This window comes from Kitasatospora sp. MBT63, assembly GCF_000710465.2.
Taxonomy (GTDB): Bacteria; Actinomycetota; Actinomycetes; order Streptomycetales; family Streptomycetaceae; genus Kitasatospora.
This window is the reverse complement of the sequence record NZ_JAIZ01000276.1, coordinates 14,874-31,909: the sequence shown is the minus strand read 5'-3', so window position 1 is coordinate 31,909 and position 17,036 is coordinate 14,874. Positions and strand designations below refer to the sequence as shown.

Here is a 17,036-nt window from a genome sequence, read left to right as displayed (position 1 = left end):
GACACGCCAACACCGCGCCGACCTGACCAAGCCCTACTAGTGCTCTGGCCGCAAAGGTTCACCGGGTTTGCTGCACCCCTGGCGGGGAGTACTTCTTGCGCTGGCTCTCGATCTCGGCAGACAGCCCGACCATAGTGTGCAGATGCGTGTAGTACTTGGCCGCGTACTCGTCGTCGATCGCCGGAAGGACCTTCCCGAACGCCGACGTCAGCCGCGTCAGGCGCGCGTGGGCCTGCTCGCTGAGCAGGTCTTCGTAGACGCAGGCGGCGTAGGCATAGGCGTCCGAATCGAGCATCACCATGTCCCGACCCTCGATGTCCAGGCCACGGAAGCCGGGCGGGAACGGCCTGGCCATGTGCTCTGCCATCATCTGCGCAAGCGCGTCGAGCTTCTCATCCAGCATGGGGAGATCCTGCCAGGCAACCGGCGAACCTTTGGGTCACAGCACTAGCAGCGAGGGCTGCTCGTATCGGGTTCCACGGGGTTATCGCTTTCCTGTCGCCTCGGAGTCGCTGCTGACGTGATGGACGTCACCGTCCCCAGGGATGCAGCAGCGTGACCGCTTGAGTGGAGGGCATGCGCCCGAGTTTCGCACCGGGCACGTAGACGTTCGACCTCCAGGTGCTGAGCGGCGGGCCGGGGCCGGGCTGGTGGCGGGTGGTCGGGCCGGTGGGCAGCGGGCCGGGCTTCGCGGCTGGGTGGCCCGCCGGCAGGGCGGTCGGCTACAGCAGGCCGGCGGCGTGGGGCTGCGCCTCCTGGTCGACGTCGTCCTCGTCGGCCTGGTCGTCGCCGTCGGGGCCCGGGCTGCAGAGTTCGCCGATGGCGAGGTTCTGGCCGAGGACGGCCCACGGGTCGCCGTCCTCACCGCTGCTGTCCGCAGGCTGCGCGGGGTCGGCGGCGGGCTCCTCCAGGAGCGCGGCCAGCTCGGTGATGCTGCGGACCTCGAGCGGCTGCTCGTCGCCCCGCACGAGGAGGTAGGAGCGGCTGCTGTAGCCGTGGTCGGTGGGGGAGGGGATGCACAGCAGGTGCGCGCCGCCGGGCAGCTCGCAGGTCGCGGTGCCGTCCGGTGCGCCGGTCCAGTTGGTGGCCTGGGTGAGGCTGCCGGAGCTGCGGTCGAGGGCGTGGGCGCCGGTGGCGGCGCGGTGGGCGGCGTCGGCGGCAACCTCGGCGGCGAGCTGTTCCAGCGTCGGGGCCGGGCCGGCCTGGGCGGTGGGGCCGTAGGCGGGCTGGATGCCGAGGCGGCGGCGCAGCGGGGTGCGGAGGTGGAGGGTGGCTTGGTCGGTGAGGCAGGCGGCGAGGCCGGCGGCGGCCGCGGCGAGGGTGAGGCGGGTCTCGGTGGGGCGGCTGTGGAGGGCGCGGTAGGTGGTGAGGCCGGCGGTGGCTGCGGCGGTGACGGTGGCGATGTTGTCGGCGGCGTCGAGGGCGGCGCGCAGGGTGCGGGTGTGGGCGGTCTCGGTCATCGGGGTGTCCTTCCGGTCGGTGCGGGGTGTGGGGTGGTCAGTTCCAGGCGCCGGTGGGGTCGTCGCTGACCGCCTCGGGGGCGCCCGGTGCCGGGTCCGGTACGGCGAACGGGTGGTTGAGGAGTGCCAGGAGGAGGTCGGCGACCGTGAGGATGCCGACGCGGATCCACGGCTGGGGGCAGCAGTCGTACAGGCCGTCGACGCCGGGGTGGATCGGGGCGCGGCCCCGGTGGTCCTGGTCGCAGGTCGGCGCGATGGCGGGCAGGTCGTCCAGGCGGACCAGGCGCCAGGTGCCTGGCAGCGGCCGGTCGGCGTGCCGCTCGATCTCGCGCTGGGCTACGGCCCGCCGGGCTGCCAGGTCGGGGGAGGACGTCATCTCGGGTGGCTCCGTGCTCTCGGTGGGCGGTGACCGGCCGGGTGGCCGCGCCGCCCACCGGAGCGCCCCGCCGGCCGGCCGGGTGCCGGGGGCGGGGCGCGGGGCCGGTGAGCAGCGTCAGTGCCCGGTGCGGTACTGCCTGATCTCGTCGAAGCCCTCGGTCGCGAGCAGCTCGCGGGCCGAGCGGGACATGCGGTGCTGGTGGCGCAGGACGTCCTCGGGCACCCGCTGCTCGGCCGGCCTCGCCCGGTTCCGCTCGATGCAGAGGGGAAGCGGGGCGTCGAAGTGGGCGGCGATCACGCGCCGGCCGTGCTGGTGTGCCAGCTCCACCAGCTGCGCCCGGTGGTGGGCGGACAGGGACGTGTTGTCGACGTACGTGGTGGCTCCCCTGCGCAGCCTGGCGAGGAGGATCTGGTGCTGGAGGAGGACGGCGTCGGCGGTGGCTCCCTGATCTCCCGGCGCGGAGACCACGGCGCGCAACTGGTCCAGGCTGACGATCTGGTGCGAGGGAACGGTGCGCAGGGCCGAGCTCTTGCCGCTGGCGGCACAGCCGATCATGCAGACGACATCGCCGGGCTGGACGGGGTCGAGGGGGCGAGCCTGGTCGGTGGTGTGGGTGGTGGTCACAGCGGTTTCCTCCGGGGTGGTGTGGTGGGTGGTCAGGCCAGTTGCTCGGCGGCAGCGGCGACCAGGTGCTCGCTGGTGGCGGCGGCCTCGGTGCGGGCTCGGTCGAGGTCTGTGTGGTCGGCTGCGCCGCGCATGGCGTAGGTGGCGCGGGCGGCGTCCTGGGCGGCGAGGGCGAGGGCGGGGGCGAGGATGGCGAGGGTGACCAGCGGGGCGGTGATGTCGGAGCGGGTGCGGTGGCTCTCGCTGCGCGCCTCCGCGTACACCGCGTCGTCGGCGCCGGTGAGGCGCAGCCGTTCGCGGGCCCACATGGTGCGGCGGTGTGCGGCGAGGGCGGTCACCAGGGCGGTGACGGCCTGGACGAGTTCGCGGCGCCGCTCCTGCTCGGTGCGCTCGGTCCGCTCGGCGCGGGCGGCCCGGTGCTGGATTGCGGTGACGGTCAGGGTGCCGGCCAGCGTGCCGACGACGCCGACCAGGGCGATGGCGAGTTCGGCGGCCATCACGCGCCGGCCTGCTGCGGGGCGGGGCGGCGTCCGGTGAGCGCCTCGGGGCGGCGGGACCAGCGCACGTAGTCGACGGAGCTCGCCGCGTAGGTGGTGGTCATCATGCTGCCGGAGCGGTCGATCGCGTCGTGGAGGCTGTCCAGGCGCTGCCAGGCGAGGCGTAGCTGGTCGAGCAGCCAGGTGCGGTCTTCGCCGGTGAGCTCCGGGGCGGCGGCGACGGCGTCCAGGCGGCCGCTGTCCTGGACGCCGGCCGCGAGGAAGGCGTCGATCCGCCGGGCCTCATCGGCGGTGAGCTTGTCGGCGAGACGCCGGGCTTCCTCGGCAGCGGGGTCGTTGGCGTAGCTGGCGAAGGATCGCTCGGAGAGCGCGAAGCGGGCCAGCGCCCAGTCGGACGTGCCCTCCTCGATGCTGTCCTGGCGACAGGTTCGCCCCGTGCGGGCGAACGGCTCGTGGACGGTCGGAGGGGTCTGGGTGGTGTCGGGGGTCACGGTGTCCTCCCGTGGTCGGTGCCGGCCGGGCGGCCGCGCCGCGCACCACGGTGCCCGCCGCCCGGGCCCGGCTGGCTCGGGGACGGCGGGCACGGTGGTGGGCAGCGTCAGTGCCCGGTGGCGGTGCGGACGGCGGCCAGGATCTGGTCGTGGTCGAAGGCGAGATGCTGCGGGCTCGGCAGGCAGTCGAGCCGGATCCACTGGACGGACGCGGCGTCGTCTCCGGCGCGGGCCTCGGTTCCGGCGGGCACGCTGACGAGGTAGGCGACACTGACGTACCGGCCGCGCGGGTCGCGGTCGGGCTCGTCGTACACCCCGATGAGCGTCAGATCGGCGGCGTCGACCAGGACGCCGGTCTCCTCGTGCAGTTCGCGCACGGCCGCGAGACGGGAGGTCTCGCCGATGTCGATGTGGCCGCCCGGCAGAGCCAGCAGGCCCTGGTGAGGCGGCCAGCCGCGCTTGATCAGCAGAACGCGGCCGTCGGCACGCACCGCGACGACGTCCGCGGTGTAGCGGATCGTCTCGGCCCTCTGATGTCCGGACTCGGTGGGCACATCGGTGCTGCTGGTGTCGGTCATGGACTCGCTTTCCAAGAGGTGGGCGGGTGTCGGCCGGGCGGCCGCGCCGCGCACCACGGCGCCCGCCGTCCCGGCCTGGCTGGCCGAAAGGGCGGGCGTGGTGGTGGGCAGTGTCAGTGCCCGGAGAGCCGGTGCGGGGCGTGACCGGGTGGCAGCACGTCGGAGGTGGATCACCGACCGGTGGAGGCAGTGTCCGGGGAGGTCGGGACCGGAGCGGGGGTGGTGGCGTTCGCGGCCCAGCGCAGTCCGGCGAGCGAGGCGACGGCGAGCATCACGCCGGCCAGGAGCAGGACGAAGAAGGTGGCGTCGCGGCGGACCGCGCCGCGCACGGCGGCGATGTCGGCCGCGGTGGGCTCGTGCTGCTCGGCGAGCTGGTGCCCGGCGGGCAGCTGCACGACGACGATCCGCTCATCCGGCTGGGGCCGGCCGGTGTACGGGGCCGGGTGCTGTGCCCGGTACGGGACCGGGGTGTGGGCGTTGGTGGGGCGGGGCTGTTGCTGGCGGGGGAATGTCACGGGGTCTCCTGACGGATGGTCGGTGGGTGCCCGGCCGGGTGGCCGCGCCGCGCACCGGAGCCCACCGTCCCGACCGGGTGGCGGGGGCGGTGGGGCGCGGGCCGTGGGCAGCGTCAGTGCCCGGAAGAGGGAGGGGTCGGCGAGCGGTGAAGATGACGATCAGGACGAGCACGGTGATGGCGATCAGCACGGCGGGGGAGCAGTCGCTGGAGCCTTCGAGCTGCTTGATCTCGGCGTAGATGGCGTCGCACTCGTTCTGCAGGCCGGTGTGGGCGGCGGTGCCGGGGAGTTGGCGAGGGTGGCGGAGCGTTCGTGCAGGAGCTGGCGCAGTTCGGCGAGTCGGGTGTCACGGGATATGGACCAGGTCATGCGATGGGGCCTGCCTTCCGTTCGGTGGCGCGGGACGGTGCGGGGCCGCCCTGTGCGGGCGGCCCCAAGGTCGTGGGTGTCAGCGGTCCTGGCCGTCGTCGCCGGTGAGGCGGCGGCCGTTGATGTCGACCTGGAGGGTCTGGACGTCGACGACGACGGCCTCGATCCGCGGCTCGGGCACCTCGACGGTGACCGGCACGACCGGCGCCGGGGCGGGCGCGGGCGGCTCGTTGATGACCGTGGTGTGGATCCAGGAGCCGGTCAGGGCGAGGGCGGCGAGCACCGCCCACGCGAGCGCGGCGACGCCGGCGGCGACCGGCTTGCCGGGTTCCGTGCTGCCGGACCAGACCATGGCTACGGTCAGCGTGCCGAAGAGCAGGGAGCCGAGCTGGACGCCGACGGTGGCGCCTTGGCGTAGCGCCCTCAGAAGGATCAGGCTCCCGGCGATGGCCCAGGCGGTGTAGAGGGTGCGGGGACCGGCGGGGAGGCCGGTCGAGTGGACCTGGAGGTATTGGTGGATCGGGGTGTTGACGGTGCGCCACAGGCGTCCGGCCGGGACGGTGGAGTGCTCGGGCCGGGCGATCCACTGGACGGCGTGCAGGACGTAGGGACCGACAGCGAGGACGAGCACGATCAGCATCAGCAGGGCGAAGAGGCTGAGCGCGACTGTGGCCGCGATGCTGGGCGCCCCGTAGACGTCGCGGATCACCCACCGCAGGGTGCGGCGCGGCGCGTGCCAGATCAGGTCCGGGGCGTCGGTGTCCGGCCCGTCGGCGGCCTGGTCGAACAGGTGGTCGGGGCGGGGCTGGTTCAAGGCGATCTCCTGCGGGTTACGGTGGGTGATGCGGAAGGCCCGGTCGCGTCGTGCGGCCGGGCTTGGTGGTGCGGTGGGCGGTGGCGCGTCAGCCGTCCTGGCGGATCGGCATCAGCAGGTGCTCGTAGTCGCTCTCGGCGAGGTCGCCGGCCCGGCCGATGAGCACCACGGGCTTGTGGTGGTGGGTGACGTGGAACGTCGCTTCGGGAGCGGCGAGCGCCTTGAGCGCGTCGGCGAGGTAGCCGGGGTTGAACGCGATGGCGGCGCCGTCCTCCAGGGCGCCGTCGGTGTTGCAGGGGATGCGGTCGACGGCGTGGGCGTCGTCGCTGTGCCCGGCTTCCAGCAGCAGCTCCTCACCGTCGGCGGTGACGGCCAGACGGACTGGGGTCTTGGCGGAGGCGACCAGGGAGACCCGCTTGAGGGCGGCGAGCGCGTCGTCGACGGCGACGGTGAGGGTGAGCCGCGCGTCCTCCGGCTTCGGGAACAGGCCGCGGAACTTGGGGAACTCGCCTTCCAGGAGCCGGGTGCCGTAGAAACTGCCCGGGGTGGTGAGGGTGAGCTGCCCGTCGTTCCAGCCCAGGCCGATCGGGTGCTCACCGGCCATCGCCCTCGTCGCGTCGGACAGGAACTTCGCGGGGACCAGGACGGTGCAGGCCGCGCGGCGGACCTCCCCGGCCGTGTCCGGTTCGGTATCCGTGTCTTTCTTCTTGCCCCGCTTGGGCTTCCCTGTGGGCAGCGTGCCGGTCGGCTTCACGGTGAGCTCGCGCACGCCGAAGCGATAGCGGTCGGTGCCGGCCAGGGTGAGCCGGTCGCCCTCCAGGACCATCTGCACCCCGGTCAGCACCGGCAGGGAAGCGTCGGTGCTGGCGGCGACGGCGACCTGGGCGACGGCCGCGGCGAGCGCGTCGGCGTCGACGGTGAGCATCGTGTCCGGCACCGGCGGGAGCGCCGGGTACTCCTCGACCGGCAGCGTCGGGAGCGTGAACCGGGCGCTGCCGCAGACGAGCAGCAGCCGGGCGCCGGAGAGCTCGATGTCGACCTCGCCGCCCTTGGGCAGCGTCTTCGCGATTTCGTTCAGCAGTCGGCCGGAGACCAGCACGGTGCCATCGTCGGCGATCTCGGCGCCGGTGCTGGTGGCCGCGGCGACCTCGTAGTCGAACGCGGATAGGGTCATGCCCTTCTCGCCGGTGGCGAGGAGGATGCCGGCCAGGACCGGCACCGGCGGCCGGGCGGGCAGGGCGCGGGCGACGTGGGCGACGGCGTCCGCGAGCGGACCGGCGAACAGGCGCAGCTTCATGAGCACTTCCTTCGGATGCGTGGGATGCGGAAGCCGGAGGGGCGGGCCGGGCGGGTCAGTCCTCGTCCTCGTCGAGGGCACCGGTGTACGGGGTGTGCAGGTGGAGGTCGCCGTCGTAGTCGGCGCTTTCCAGCGGGTCGCCGTCGGCGGTGACCGGCGCGAAGTCCGGCACGGCGGCTAGGCGCTCGCGCAGCTCGCCGACCGGCAGCAGGCGGGTGCGGGTGCTGCGCCACACCGAGGCCGGCGCGACCGGCAGGCCGGCACCGGGCACGGGCGGGGCGGTGCGCACGGTGTGGAGGTGGACGGCGCCGTCGTAGGTGGTTTCGCTGAGCGGCTCCCCGTCGACCATCACGGGGGCGGAGTCGGGCAGCTCGGCCAGGCGCTCCAGCAGCTCGCCGGCGTTCATGCGGCTGCTGCGCCAGGACGCGGTGGGCAGCGGGCCGGTCGGGGCGGTGTGCCGCCCGGCGGCGGCCTGGACGGCCGTGGTGATGGCGGTGACGGCGGCCGCGGCCACTTCGTCGGGCTTGGCCGGGTTGGCGGGGACGGTCGCGGTGACGCTCATGGGGTCCTCCGGACGGGGTCGGGGTGCGGTCGGTCGGCCGGTGGCGCCACCGGAGCGCCCTGCCCACCCGGCGGTTCCGGGTGGGCAGGGCGCGGCTGGGGACGGGACCGGTCGGCCGGGCTCAGGCGTTCTCGGCGGCGGCCCGGAGCCGGTCGTGGGCGGCGTCGGCGGCCTCCTCGGCGGCGGCGAGTAGGTGCTGAACGGCGGGGTCCTCGCGCCAGGTGCACCAGTCCGGCTCGCCCTCCGGGTCGGGGGCCGGCGGTTCGGTGTCGGCGGGCAGGTAGACGCTGGGCAGGTCGTCGTCCTCCCACAGCGGGGCGGGGCTGCGGTTCAGGAACCGCATGAGGCGGCGGGCAGCGTGCACGGATGTGTCCTCCAGGGGGCCGGCTGCTGTCAGCCGTTGTTGTTGGTGATGGAGCCGCGCCATCCGGCGGACTGCTTGCCGATGGTGGTGGTGTGGGTGCGGTTGAACAGGGTCAGGACGGTGCCGGTCGCGCTGGCGCCGTCACCGCTGGCGGTCGCAGCGGCCGCTCCCGCACCGGCGGAGACGGAGCGGAGCTTGCCGAGCAGGGCGGCCACGCCGATCACCACGGCGCCCACTGCGATGGCCGCCATCTTGAGGAGGTGGCCGAGCTGCTCGGCGTGCGGGGCGACCTCGCCCACCGCTGCGCCGAGCATCCACACCGCGCCGCCGGCCGCGACGGCCGCGATCGAGCCGTAGAGGAGGCAGTCGCGCACCGCCTTGGGCAGGCCTGGGTCGGCGGCCGGGTGCGGCACGGCGGCGGGTGCCGGTCCGGGCTGCGCGTGTGCGGTAGCCGCGGTGGTGGCTGCGGCGAGGGGGTTGTGGACGGGGACGGCGATGACTTTGCCGTCGACCAGGGCGGGGATCAGGGCCGGGGTCTCGGGGCCCGGGTGGAGCGGGACGGCGACGACCTGGCCGTCGAGACAGGCCGGGACGAAGCCCTCCTGGAGGAGGTAGGCGTTGAGGTCGACCGCCGTGTCGGCGGCGGGGACGGCGGGGGTCTCGTAGACGCTGCTCACGGCAGCCTCCAATCCGTGCGGGAAGCGGGCGGGGACAAGGTTGTGCGGGGCGCCGCGGCGCCTTCTGGGGCCGCCGGGCCAGCCCGGTGGCGGGCGGGTCCGGCGACCCCCGGAGAGGCCGGGAGAGGGGGTTGTGAGGCTTGGTCAGGCGGTGTGGGGGTGGGGGCTGAGTTCGGTGACGGTGCCCGGGCGGTACTGGCGGCGCAGGCCGATCGGCCAGCTGTCGAGGGTGGTGTCGGTGACGGCGAGGACGGTTTCGACGGCGGCCTTGCGGCCGGTGAGGGCCAGGGTCTTGAGCAAGTGGGCGGCCTCGGTGTCGCGCAGGATGGGCTCGGCGCCGTCGATGACGACCTTGATGCGCGGCTCGGCCTCGGTGGGCTCGTGCTCGCGGCCGCGCCCGAGGCGCTCGGCGATGACGGCGGCGGCCTCGGTGAGCAGCTGGACGGCCTGGTCGGCGCCGACAGTGCGGTCCAGGCCGGCCAGGCGGCCGGGGCAGGTCGGCTCGATGCCCCAGACGGCGATGGTGGGTCCGGAGGCGAGCTTCTCGGCGGCGATCAGCTGCTCGATGGTGAGGGTCTTGCCCGAGCCGGGGCGGCCGGTGACCAGGTGGGTGACGGGCATGGTGGCCTTTCCTCTCGCGTGGTGGGTGGGAGGGGATGAGTGTGCCCGCCGCCCCGGGGTGCGGGGCGGCGGGCACGATCGGGGCGGCGGGTGGCTGGTTGGGGGTGGGTCAGGCTGCCATCGCGGTGACGGAGCCCCAGGCGCCGTGGCCGAGGTCGACGACCTCGTTCTTCTCTGCGGCCCGCTTGAGGGTGGAGGAGACGGTGGACAGCGGCATGTTCAGCCGGGCGGCGATGATGCCGGTGGTGGCCTGGCCCTCGGTCTCGAGGAAGGCGAGGATCGCCTTCTTCTTGTCGCCGCGGGCCGGGGTGCTGCCCGTGGTGGTGGCGGTGAGCAGCTGGTCGAAGCCGGGGCCGGCCTGGCTGGGCAGTTTGCCGAAGCTCACCTTCGCCGGGGTGACGGTTCCGGCGGTGCTGCCCTTCTTCTGTGGCTTGCCCTTCCCGGCCTGTGCGGCCTGGGTGGTGGTGTCGGGTTCGTCGGTGACGCCGGGCACCGGTGGGAGCTCGCCGCGGCGGCGGGCCGCCAGGCGCTCGCGCCACTCGGTGTAGGCGGGGCCGACGTGCTCGGCCGCCTCTTCCGAGATGACGGCCGGGGTGCCGCGCTTGGCCCAGCGGGTGGCGATGCCGGCCCGCTCGGGGGACCAGCCGCGGAACATCGCGGCGCGCTCCTCCACGCCCTTGAGGTAGCCCATGCCAGAGGTCGGCACGCCGGGCTCGTCCGGCCACACCGCCGGGATGTCGTTCGGGTCGGCGGGCAGGTTGATGACGTACCCGGCGGACCGTTCCGTCGTCCTGAAGGCGATGTTGTTGCCCGCCGTCAGCGGCTGGCGCAGCTTCGGTGTGCCGAGCGAGTCGAGCGTGGGCAGGTGGGTGACCAGGCGGAGCTTGATGCCGACCTTGCGGCCGAGGATCGCGATGCGCACGGCGTAGTCGAGGGCCTCGGGGTAGTTGCCCCAGACGTCCTGCCACTCGTCGATCGTCACGGCGATGAGCGGCTCTTCGGGGGTGGGGGACCAGTCGGTGTCGCCGTACATCAGGTCGCCGTCCTCGTCCTCCCACACGCTGAGCGCGGAGGCCTTGGAGCGGCGGTTGAGCTCGGTGTCGGCGGCGATCAGCATGCCCATGCACTCGTCGACGCCGGGGGCGAAGTAGCTGAGGTAGTCCTGCCAGAACCCGAAACTCTTGCCTTCCTGCGGGTCGCCGCCCCAGGACGTGACCAGGCCGGAGTGCCGCTCGATCGCGAACAGCGACCGCAGCAGCGCACTCTTGCCGGCGCCGGTGGCACCGGAGATGTGGGTGTGGACCGCGCCCCAGCCGGGCCGCCACATCTGGTACTGCGCCGCGCCGCCGTCGATGTGCAGGCCGAGCCGTGCGATGCCGGTCTGCACGTCCAGCGCCTCGGGGCCGGGAAACACCGGCACGTTCTTGAGCGGGTTGCGGTCGTAGACGAGCAGCTTGGCCTTGTCGGCCGCGCCGCCGGGCACGCCGTCCACGGCGATGGAGGAGATCGGCAGTCCGTAGGCGGAGGCGATCATTGTGGTGGCGGAGATCGCGGTGGCGGTGGTCTGCCGGCCGCCGTCCAGCTCGATCAGCGCCTCCCATGCCCCGTCGGCGGTGTCGACGGGGTCGACCAGCTTGGAGCCGGGCAGCGCGCCGCGCTGGGCGCCGACCTTGGCCTCCCACTTGGCGATCCGGTCCTCGGCGCCGACCGGCTCCGCGGTGGCGCGGATGCGGCGGCGCCACCACCAGGGGATCGCGGTGGCGGGGGTGAGTGCCAGCCACCACAGTCCGGTCATCGGCGCCTGGAACGGGCCGGTCCCGGTGATGGGCATCAGTGTCAGCAGGGTGCCGGCCGCGGCCGCCGTGGCGGAGGTGCGGATCAGCTCGCCCTTGCGCATCGGCCGGTTCGGCGGGGTCGGCAGGACCCGGTGGCGGCTGAGGAATCTCGTGGTTCGGCCGGTGTAGGGCTTCTTGGCGCGCCAGGCCCGGTGGGCGAACACGGCTGCCGGGAGGGCGGCGTCGACGGTGAGCGCGCCCGCCAGGCCGTACGGCGCGGCGGTCAGCGCCTGGCCGTAGCCGGCCAGGGCGAGGGAGGCGGCGATCGGCGGCAGGTGGCGGCGGTTGCGGTGCAGCCGCCGGTAGGCGCCGCGCGCCATGCGGCGGGGCAGGGTGCCGCCGGTGGCGGCGGTGTCCGCCCCGGCAGGGGCGGTCGAGGGCTGGGGCTTCATCACGGGTGCGGGTTCCTTCCGGGTCAGCGGGCGAGCAGGACGATGACCGGCCCGAACATGCCGAGCAGGTGGATAAGGTCCATGGGGTCGCGGCGCATCGGGGCGCCCCCTTCATGTGGTCGGCGGGTTGTCCGGGTACCGGGTGCGGCACCTCGGCCGGGCACCGAACCGCCCGCCCCGCGCCGAAGTGGGCGGAGCGGGCGGGCGGTGTCCGACCGGAACGTCACATGCGGTTGTTGTAGGCGTCGCGGTTGGCGGCCGGCACCGGGGCGGAGGCCACCGCCCGGTCGAATCCGCCGTGCCGCTGCTCGATGGCGCGTCCGGCGGCGCGGGCCATGCCGTTGAGCTCGATTGCGGAGTTGGCGGCCGCCGCGACCGTCTGGGCCTGTCCGACCAGCGCGCCGCCGACCTGCGTGAAGTCGTTCAGGGTCAGCGGGTCGAAGCCGAGCGCGGCGATGGCGTGGTAGTTGCGCTCCGCCTCGCGGACCTTGAAGTTGATCCGCTCGAAGCGGTCCCGGGCGGCGGCCTCCTCGGCGGCCGTCGCGGAGGCCAGCTGCACCAGGTTCTCCTGGATCTGGCCGTAGGTGATCTCTGCCATGCGGGGGTGGTTCCTTCCCTGGGGTGGCGGTGGGTCAGTCGCCGTAGGTGGTGGTCTCGGCCATGTCGACCGACGACTGGTTGCGGGCCTCCTGGATGCCGCCGTGGCGGGCCCACACGTTCGCCGACGACTGGCCCGCGTTGCGCTCGGCGAGGTCGGAGGCGCGCAGGTCCTCCTCCCGTGCGGTCTTCAGCTCGGTCAGCTTCTCGACGATCGCGGCGAGCTCGCCCAGCGTCGCCTTGTCGTACTTCGCGGCCGCGGCCGCGTTGTAGGCGTGCTCGGCCTTGGCCCGCAGGTCGGTCAGGCGCATGACGGCGGCGGTCGCGTCGTCCTTCTCCATCCGCGCCCAGCGCGAGAGCTGGGCGAGGTACTTCATCAGGGAGTCGACGCCGGTCACCTCCGTGACCAGCGTCGCGGTGGTGGGCAGGTTGCTCATGCTGCTCCTCGGTGTGCTGTCCTTCCCGCCGCCGGCGGCGACGGGCTGCGAGGTGCGGTCCTTGACGACCCGCAGGTGCGGACCGCTGTCCGGATCGGCCGCCCGCGGCGGCGCCCCCGGCGGCGCGGTGCCGGCGGGGGCGGTCCTGGGGGGCGGCACCGGGCGCGAGCCGGTGGTGTTCGATCCGTCGCCGGGGGCGGGAACGGTCGGCGGGTGGTCCGGCCTGGGTGGCACCGGCGGGCCGGGGGTGGCGTCCGCGGCCGCCTCCGCCGCCTCCTTCGCCTCGGCGACCTTCTCAGTGGTCGGGGCCTTCGGGCCGCCGGTGTTGACCACCTCGTCCTCGACGATCTCGGCGTCGACGATCCCGTCGTCCACCACCCGGGCGTCACGGGCCGGCCCCGTCTTCTCCCGGGCCGTCTTCCGCTCGGCCTTGCTGGCCTTCACCGTCGCCCGGCGCTCCTGGATCGTCGACTTCGTCTCCGGCCAGGCCTTGCGCCAGCCCTCCCGCGCACCCGACGTCCAGGTGTAGACCCTCGCCACCGAGTTGATCGCGCCCTGCGCGACCTTCCGGCCGGACTCGGTCCGGTCGATCGGCTTCGGGTCCTTCGGGGTCTTTGTGTGCTGCGCCGCGGTCGCCCGGCCGGCCGTGATTCCGCCGCCGAGCGCGTACGCGAGCGCCATCGCGATGAGCAGTTCCATCGGGCTCCCCTCTCTTCTACTGCAGGCCGAACGCGGAGGCGACGAAGGAGGCGACGAAGTGCGCGACCCAGCCGACGGTCGCCGCGACGCCGTGGCCGACCGTGCCGGGGATCGCGGTGGCGAAGAACGGCATGCAGGCGGCGAGGGCGAGGGTGCGCGGCGTGCACTTCTCGTCGCGGACGTCGATCAGCAGGACGACGGCCGCGCCGAACGACACCAGCCAGCCCAGCCCGATGCCGACCCAGTCGGTCATCAGCCCGGCCACGGCCTCGTTCGCCCAAGTGACCCCGGAGTTGATGACGTGGCCCAGGCCCGTGCCGGCCAGGCCGACGCCGCCCGCGGTGAACAGCGCGATGTGCAGGCGCGGCATCTCCAGCTTCGCCAGCGCGCCCTTCATCGCCCCGGACACCCGCCCGCCGCCGCCCCGGCCGACGCTGCCGTGGCGCTTGCTCATCCCGGCCGTGACGCTCTGCCCGCCGGCGGCGAGCACCTGCATCGCCACCGACAGGGCCATGCTGGCGACGCCGACTCCGGCAGCCACCGTGGTCTCGATCGCGGTCATGACGACCCCTCCCTGGGGTAGTTGTGGATCACTGATGGATCAGCGAAGACCCGCCCTCGGCGGCCCTCCTGACGGCCCGCAGGCCGCCGTGTGCCGCCCCTTGCGGTTACGCAACGTGGGCGGGTACTCTCGCGCGCGCGCCTGCGCGCCCCTACGCGTTGGGCCCAGGCAGATACGCGTACGGACGCGAATACGCGATCGCGAATTTCGCATCCGCCGGGAGCCGGCTACTTGCTGTGACGCTTCGCCAGGGCCGTCGACAGGCTCTGCAGAGCGGTCGTGATCTGCATCCACTCGCCATCCCGAACCGCCTCCGGCAGCCGGCCGATCACCGACCGCAGGACGTCCCACTCGGCCGCCGCGGCCTCCTTCGGACCGCCTCCAGCTGCCTTGCTCCGGATCTTCGCGGCGTGGGCGCCGACCCTGCGGGCCCGCTCCTCGCTGCGCTTCTCGGCCCTCTTGCGCCGCCAGGCCGGCGGCTGCGCGGTGTCGCTCACCGCTGCCTCCCTCTCGTGCGATCCCTCGGATCTCGCCGGCCGGACGGCCGTGACCGCCCCCACCCACCCGTGCGGGGTGGTCGGGGACGGCTACGAGCAGCCGGACGCGAATGTGCTGTGACCTGCCGTTCTGCCACGCTGAGGGTCGGTCAGGTGGTTGGATGGAGACCCGGACGGGGGCGGCATCAACGCCCCCGTCCGGTGTCATGTCCGCTCACTCCTGGGTGCCGGCCTCGCCCGGGCGCTCGGCGAGGATCTGCCGGGCGCGCTTGCGCCGCTCGCTCGCCGTCGTCTGCGAGACGCCGAGCTCGCGCTCGATGTGGGCGAGCGTCACGACCTGCTCGCCCTCGGCCTCGATCCAGTCGGCGACCTTGCGCGCCTCACGCTCCGCCGGGGTCAGCCGCGCCTTCGCCTCCGCTTCGGCAGCCGCCTCCCGCGCTTCGGCAGCCCGAAGCTCGGCGGCCGCGGCCTCCTCCGCCGTGCGGGCGGCGGCCAGGCGCCTCTGCTCCGCCAGGCGCTCCGCCTCGGCCTGCGCGGCGGTGCCGGCCGCCGCCTCTTCGTCCGCCTTCCGGACCGCTTCGGCAGACCGAAGCTTGGCTTCGTCCGTCCGGAGTTTCGCTTCGGCCTGGTCCTTCTCGGCCTGGGCGGCGGCCGCGGCGGCCTCCTTGCGCTCCTTCTCCGCCCGGGCCTTGTCCGCCTCGGCGCGGGCCGCCGCAGCATCGGCCTTCGCCTGCGCTTCGGCAGCCCGGATCTGCTCCTGCTCCTGCTCGTCCCAGCGGGCAATGCGCTGCTCCCGCTCCCACGTGAGCTGGGCTTCTTCCGCCTCGCGGCGAGTGCGGGCGAGAGCGGCCTCCGCCTCGGCGGCCACCTTCAGCGCGTCCGCGTCGGCCTGCGCGGCGAGCCTCTTGGCCTCCGCCTCGGCCTCGGCTTCGCGCAGCCGGAGCGCCGCTTCGGCCTTGCGAAGGACCTCCGAAGCGGCCGATTCGGCCTCCGCCCGGGCGATCTCCAGCGCCGCCTTCGCGGCCAGCTCGTCCGCCTGGGTCTTGGCCTTCGCGGCGTTGATCTGGGCCTCGGCTTCGACCCGGCGAAGCTCGGCTTCGGCTCGGCGAAGCTCCTCCGCAGTTTCCGCTTCGGCCTTCCGAAGCTCGGCTTCGGCCTGGCGAAGGCGCTCGGCGGCCTCCTCGGCGGCCGGCTTCTCCAGCGCCTGCTCGACCGTCAGCCCGTACGGAGCCAGCGTCAGCGGCAGCAGCTCGTTCGCCCGCGCCTTCTTCTTCCAGCCGCGCTTGCCGTACTTCTGCTTCAGCCGCTCCCGGTACACCTGGCGGGCCTTCAGAAGCTCCAGTGCCTCGGCGTAGCTCGTGATCTCCCACAGCTTCATCTGCCGGGAGATCGCCGCCGTCGCGAACGGCGCGAGGATCCAACGGGAGAACCTGATCCCGTCCATCCGAGCCCGGCCGTTCACCGCGCCGATGTGGGCGGCGTAGATGTGTGCGGCGACCTCGGAGAACACGACCCAGAGGAAGACGAGCGCCGCGTGGCCGAGCTGGCTGGGCAGCGTGGCGGCGGCCTGCCAGTTCAGGTACACGGTGGCGGCCGCACCCAGGCGCGGCACCCACTTCACCCAGGCCAGCTCGCTGTCGGCCTTGATGAGCACCAGGTTGATGATGGAGAACGCCAGGATGCTCAGGTCGAGGCCGACCGGGAGCATCCACGGGTCCTCCCAGGCCCAGCCGCCGTCGGCCACGGGCAGCGCGGCCTTGCGTTCCAGGGCCTTGTAGGAGGCCATCAGGCCGATGGTAGACACCCCGGCGGCGAGCAGGCCGCCGACCGCCGCGAGCGTCCAGTCGCCCTTGCCGAAGTCCAGGCCCTTCTTCTTCCCGGCCACCGCGGTCGGCGCGCCGGTCGGCGCCGGGGTGCCGGCGGGGCGGTCCTGGCCCGGCAGGCCCAGGGTGTTCAGCGGCGGCCGGCTGCCGTTCACCGCGGCCGGCGGGGCCAGCGGCGGCGGGCTCTCGTACGTCGTGCTCATGCGGATCCGTCCTCTCGGGGAAGCGTCCGGCGTCAGGCCGGCTGGCCCGCGCGCGGGGCGCGGTAGTCGATGTAGTTGCCGCCGAGCAGGTCCAGCAGGCCGGCCAGGCCGGCCACCGGCTCGACGTCCCAGGTGCTGCGGCGGCTGGCGATCAGACAGATCCGCTCCGACTCCGGGAAGAAGTGGGCCCGGCTGGTGCGCAGCTTGGTGCGGCCGGGGTGGTAGTGCAGCCACCGGCCGGCGCCGAGGTAGTGGACGGCACTGCCGTCCGGGTAGCCGGTCCAGCGCTCGGCCAGCGCCAGGCCGAGCTCGAGCTCGCCCTCGGTGTCGAGCAGACGGCGCCGGGTCGCGGTCCAGGTGGCGGTGCGGATCAGACGGAACACGGGGGTCCTCCTCGTGATCGGGACGGTGCGTCGGGCGGCGGCGAACGGCAGCGACCGAGGCGGTCAGAGCCGGTTGGGCTGGACGTCGAAGAACACGGTCGAGGCGCCGGCCAGCTGCGGGGTCTGGCGGACCATCTCCCCGATCAGCCAGACGTAGAAGTCGGAGCGGCTCATCCCGGTCGGCGAGCAGCGACCGGAGCACGTGGAGACCATGAAGCCATTGCCGTGCGGCATGGGCTTCTGCAGGGTGAGCACGTAGTGGTGGGTGCCCTGCTGCGGCGTGGCAGCGGCGGGGGACTGGGCGGTGACGGCCTGGGACATGTGCTTCTCCCGTGGTTGGAGGGGCGGTGCGTCGGGCAC

22 protein-coding genes are annotated in these 17,036 nt (G+C 73.9%); all 22 read right to left on the bottom strand.

Translation table 11 applies throughout. The features are described 5' to 3' along the window. Positions 1 to 58: 58 nt before the first annotated feature. The 22 genes from AA75_RS17585 to AA75_RS17480 all read right to left on the bottom strand — a co-directional run bounded on the left by AA75_RS17585 (position 59) and on the right by AA75_RS17480 (position 16,997). Complete coding sequence (locus AA75_RS17585) at positions 59 to 403, bottom strand: hypothetical protein (protein ID WP_033821010.1); 345 nt, start codon at positions 401 to 403, stop codon at positions 59 to 61. Between the two features lie 319 nt (positions 404 to 722). After that, complete coding sequence (locus AA75_RS17580; RefSeq protein WP_033821009.1) at positions 723 to 1,460, bottom strand: hypothetical protein; 738 nt, start codon at positions 1,458 to 1,460, stop codon at positions 723 to 725. 37 nt (positions 1,461 to 1,497) lie between these two features. Continuing rightward, positions 1,498 to 1,836, bottom strand: a complete 339-nt coding sequence (locus AA75_RS17575) for a hypothetical protein (RefSeq protein ID WP_033821008.1) — start codon at positions 1,834 to 1,836, stop codon at positions 1,498 to 1,500. 117 nt (positions 1,837 to 1,953) lie between these two features. Next, positions 1,954 to 2,463 (bottom strand): ATP-binding protein, encoded by a 510-nt coding sequence (locus AA75_RS17570; RefSeq protein WP_051812651.1) that lies wholly within the window; start codon positions 2,461 to 2,463, stop codon positions 1,954 to 1,956. Between the two features lie 32 nt (positions 2,464 to 2,495). Next, positions 2,496 to 2,960: a hypothetical protein gene (locus AA75_RS17565; protein ID WP_033821007.1), complete on the bottom strand. Its 465-nt coding sequence runs from the start codon at positions 2,958 to 2,960 to the stop codon at positions 2,496 to 2,498. Then, on the bottom strand, positions 2,960 to 3,451 hold the full coding sequence (locus AA75_RS17560) for a hypothetical protein (protein ID WP_033821006.1): 492 nt from the start codon (positions 3,449 to 3,451) through the stop codon (positions 2,960 to 2,962). Before AA75_RS17560 ends, AA75_RS17565 begins: the two co-directional genes overlap by 1 nt. A 107-nt stretch (positions 3,452 to 3,558) precedes the next feature. After that, positions 3,559 to 4,029 carry an NUDIX hydrolase gene (locus AA75_RS17555; RefSeq protein ID WP_051812649.1) on the bottom strand — a complete coding sequence of 157 codons (471 nt, stop codon included), beginning with the start codon at positions 4,027 to 4,029 and terminating at the stop codon, positions 3,559 to 3,561. 170 nt (positions 4,030 to 4,199) lie between these two features. After that, the gene (locus AA75_RS17550) at positions 4,200 to 4,544 is read right to left on the bottom strand and encodes a hypothetical protein (protein WP_033821005.1); all 345 of its coding nucleotides are present in this window, start codon (positions 4,542 to 4,544) and stop codon (positions 4,200 to 4,202) included. A 448-nt stretch (positions 4,545 to 4,992) separates the two neighbouring features. After that, positions 4,993 to 5,727, bottom strand: coding sequence for a hypothetical protein (locus tag AA75_RS17545; protein ID WP_051812647.1), 735 nt, complete (start codon positions 5,725 to 5,727; stop codon positions 4,993 to 4,995). An 88-nt stretch (positions 5,728 to 5,815) separates the two neighbouring features. After that, entirely contained in the window at positions 5,816 to 7,024 is a 1,209-nt protein-coding gene (gene dnaN, locus AA75_RS17540; RefSeq protein ID WP_033821004.1) for a DNA polymerase III subunit beta, read from the bottom strand. A gap of 55 nt (positions 7,025 to 7,079) precedes the next feature. Beyond that, positions 7,080 to 7,586: a hypothetical protein gene (locus AA75_RS17535; protein ID WP_033821003.1), complete on the bottom strand. Its 507-nt coding sequence runs from the start codon at positions 7,584 to 7,586 to the stop codon at positions 7,080 to 7,082. Between the two features lie 121 nt (positions 7,587 to 7,707). Then, a complete protein-coding gene (locus AA75_RS17530; protein ID WP_149038205.1) occupies positions 7,708 to 7,950 on the bottom strand; it encodes a hypothetical protein in 243 nt (80 codons plus the stop codon). 29 nt (positions 7,951 to 7,979) lie between these two features. After that, a complete protein-coding gene (locus AA75_RS17525; protein WP_033821001.1) occupies positions 7,980 to 8,627 on the bottom strand; it encodes a hypothetical protein in 648 nt (215 codons plus the stop codon). Positions 8,628 to 8,771: 144 nt separating this feature from the next. Further along, positions 8,772 to 9,248, bottom strand: coding sequence for a hypothetical protein (locus AA75_RS17520; RefSeq protein ID WP_033821000.1), 477 nt, complete (start codon positions 9,246 to 9,248; stop codon positions 8,772 to 8,774). Between the two features lie 109 nt (positions 9,249 to 9,357). Further along, complete coding sequence (locus tag AA75_RS17515; RefSeq protein WP_149038204.1) at positions 9,358 to 11,478, bottom strand: hypothetical protein; 2,121 nt, start codon at positions 11,476 to 11,478, stop codon at positions 9,358 to 9,360. A gap of 220 nt (positions 11,479 to 11,698) precedes the next feature. Then, a complete protein-coding gene (locus AA75_RS17510) occupies positions 11,699 to 12,073 on the bottom strand; it encodes a hypothetical protein (RefSeq protein WP_033820998.1) in 375 nt (124 codons plus the stop codon). A gap of 34 nt (positions 12,074 to 12,107) precedes the next feature. Continuing rightward, complete coding sequence (locus AA75_RS17505) at positions 12,108 to 13,208, bottom strand: hypothetical protein (protein ID WP_033820997.1); 1,101 nt, start codon at positions 13,206 to 13,208, stop codon at positions 12,108 to 12,110. A 16-nt stretch (positions 13,209 to 13,224) separates the two neighbouring features. Beyond that, entirely contained in the window at positions 13,225 to 13,770 is a 546-nt protein-coding gene (locus AA75_RS17500) for a hypothetical protein (RefSeq protein ID WP_033820996.1), read from the bottom strand. Between the two features lie 227 nt (positions 13,771 to 13,997). Then, positions 13,998 to 14,267, bottom strand: a complete 270-nt coding sequence (locus AA75_RS17495; RefSeq protein ID WP_033820995.1) for a hypothetical protein — start codon at positions 14,265 to 14,267, stop codon at positions 13,998 to 14,000. A 214-nt stretch (positions 14,268 to 14,481) separates the two neighbouring features. Then, positions 14,482 to 16,293, bottom strand: coding sequence for a DUF2637 domain-containing protein (locus AA75_RS17490; RefSeq protein WP_033820994.1), 1,812 nt, complete (start codon positions 16,291 to 16,293; stop codon positions 14,482 to 14,484). A gap of 32 nt (positions 16,294 to 16,325) precedes the next feature. Continuing rightward, on the bottom strand, positions 16,326 to 16,676 hold the full coding sequence (locus AA75_RS17485; protein WP_033820993.1) for a hypothetical protein: 351 nt from the start codon (positions 16,674 to 16,676) through the stop codon (positions 16,326 to 16,328). A 63-nt stretch (positions 16,677 to 16,739) separates the two neighbouring features. Next, on the bottom strand, positions 16,740 to 16,997 hold the full coding sequence (locus tag AA75_RS17480) for a hypothetical protein (RefSeq protein ID WP_033820992.1): 258 nt from the start codon (positions 16,995 to 16,997) through the stop codon (positions 16,740 to 16,742). Between the last annotated feature and the right edge of the window lie 39 nt (positions 16,998 to 17,036).

What these genes read in the sequence shown, in the direction of transcription:
- AA75_RS17585 (WP_033821010.1), bottom strand. Translation starts at nt 403, where the DNA reads ATGCTGGATGAGAAGCTCGACGCGCTTGCGCAGATGATGGCAGAGCAC.
- AA75_RS17580 (WP_033821009.1), bottom strand. Translation starts at nt 1,460, where the DNA reads ATGACCGAGACCGCCCACACCCGCACCCTGCGCGCCGCCCTCGACGCC.
- AA75_RS17575 (WP_033821008.1), bottom strand. Translation starts at nt 1,836, where the DNA reads ATGACGTCCTCCCCCGACCTGGCAGCCCGGCGGGCCGTAGCCCAGCGC.
- AA75_RS17565 (WP_033821007.1), bottom strand. Translation starts at nt 2,960, where the DNA reads ATGGCCGCCGAACTCGCCATCGCCCTGGTCGGCGTCGTCGGCACGCTG.
- AA75_RS17555 (WP_051812649.1), bottom strand. Translation starts at nt 4,029, where the DNA reads ATGACCGACACCAGCAGCACCGATGTGCCCACCGAGTCCGGACATCAG.
- dnaN (WP_033821004.1), bottom strand. Translation starts at nt 7,024, where the DNA reads ATGAAGCTGCGCCTGTTCGCCGGTCCGCTCGCGGACGCCGTCGCCCAC.
- AA75_RS17535 (WP_033821003.1), bottom strand. Translation starts at nt 7,586, where the DNA reads ATGAGCGTCACCGCGACCGTCCCCGCCAACCCGGCCAAGCCCGACGAA.
- AA75_RS17520 (WP_033821000.1), bottom strand. Translation starts at nt 9,248, where the DNA reads ATGCCCGTCACCCACCTGGTCACCGGCCGCCCCGGCTCGGGCAAGACC.
- AA75_RS17510 (WP_033820998.1), bottom strand. Translation starts at nt 12,073, where the DNA reads ATGGCAGAGATCACCTACGGCCAGATCCAGGAGAACCTGGTGCAGCTG.
- AA75_RS17505 (WP_033820997.1), bottom strand. Translation starts at nt 13,208, where the DNA reads ATGGAACTGCTCATCGCGATGGCGCTCGCGTACGCGCTCGGCGGCGGA.
- AA75_RS17500 (WP_033820996.1), bottom strand. Translation starts at nt 13,770, where the DNA reads ATGACCGCGATCGAGACCACGGTGGCTGCCGGAGTCGGCGTCGCCAGC.
- AA75_RS17490 (WP_033820994.1), bottom strand. Translation starts at nt 16,293, where the DNA reads ATGAGCACGACGTACGAGAGCCCGCCGCCGCTGGCCCCGCCGGCCGCG.
- AA75_RS17480 (WP_033820992.1), bottom strand. Translation starts at nt 16,997, where the DNA reads ATGTCCCAGGCCGTCACCGCCCAGTCCCCCGCCGCTGCCACGCCGCAG.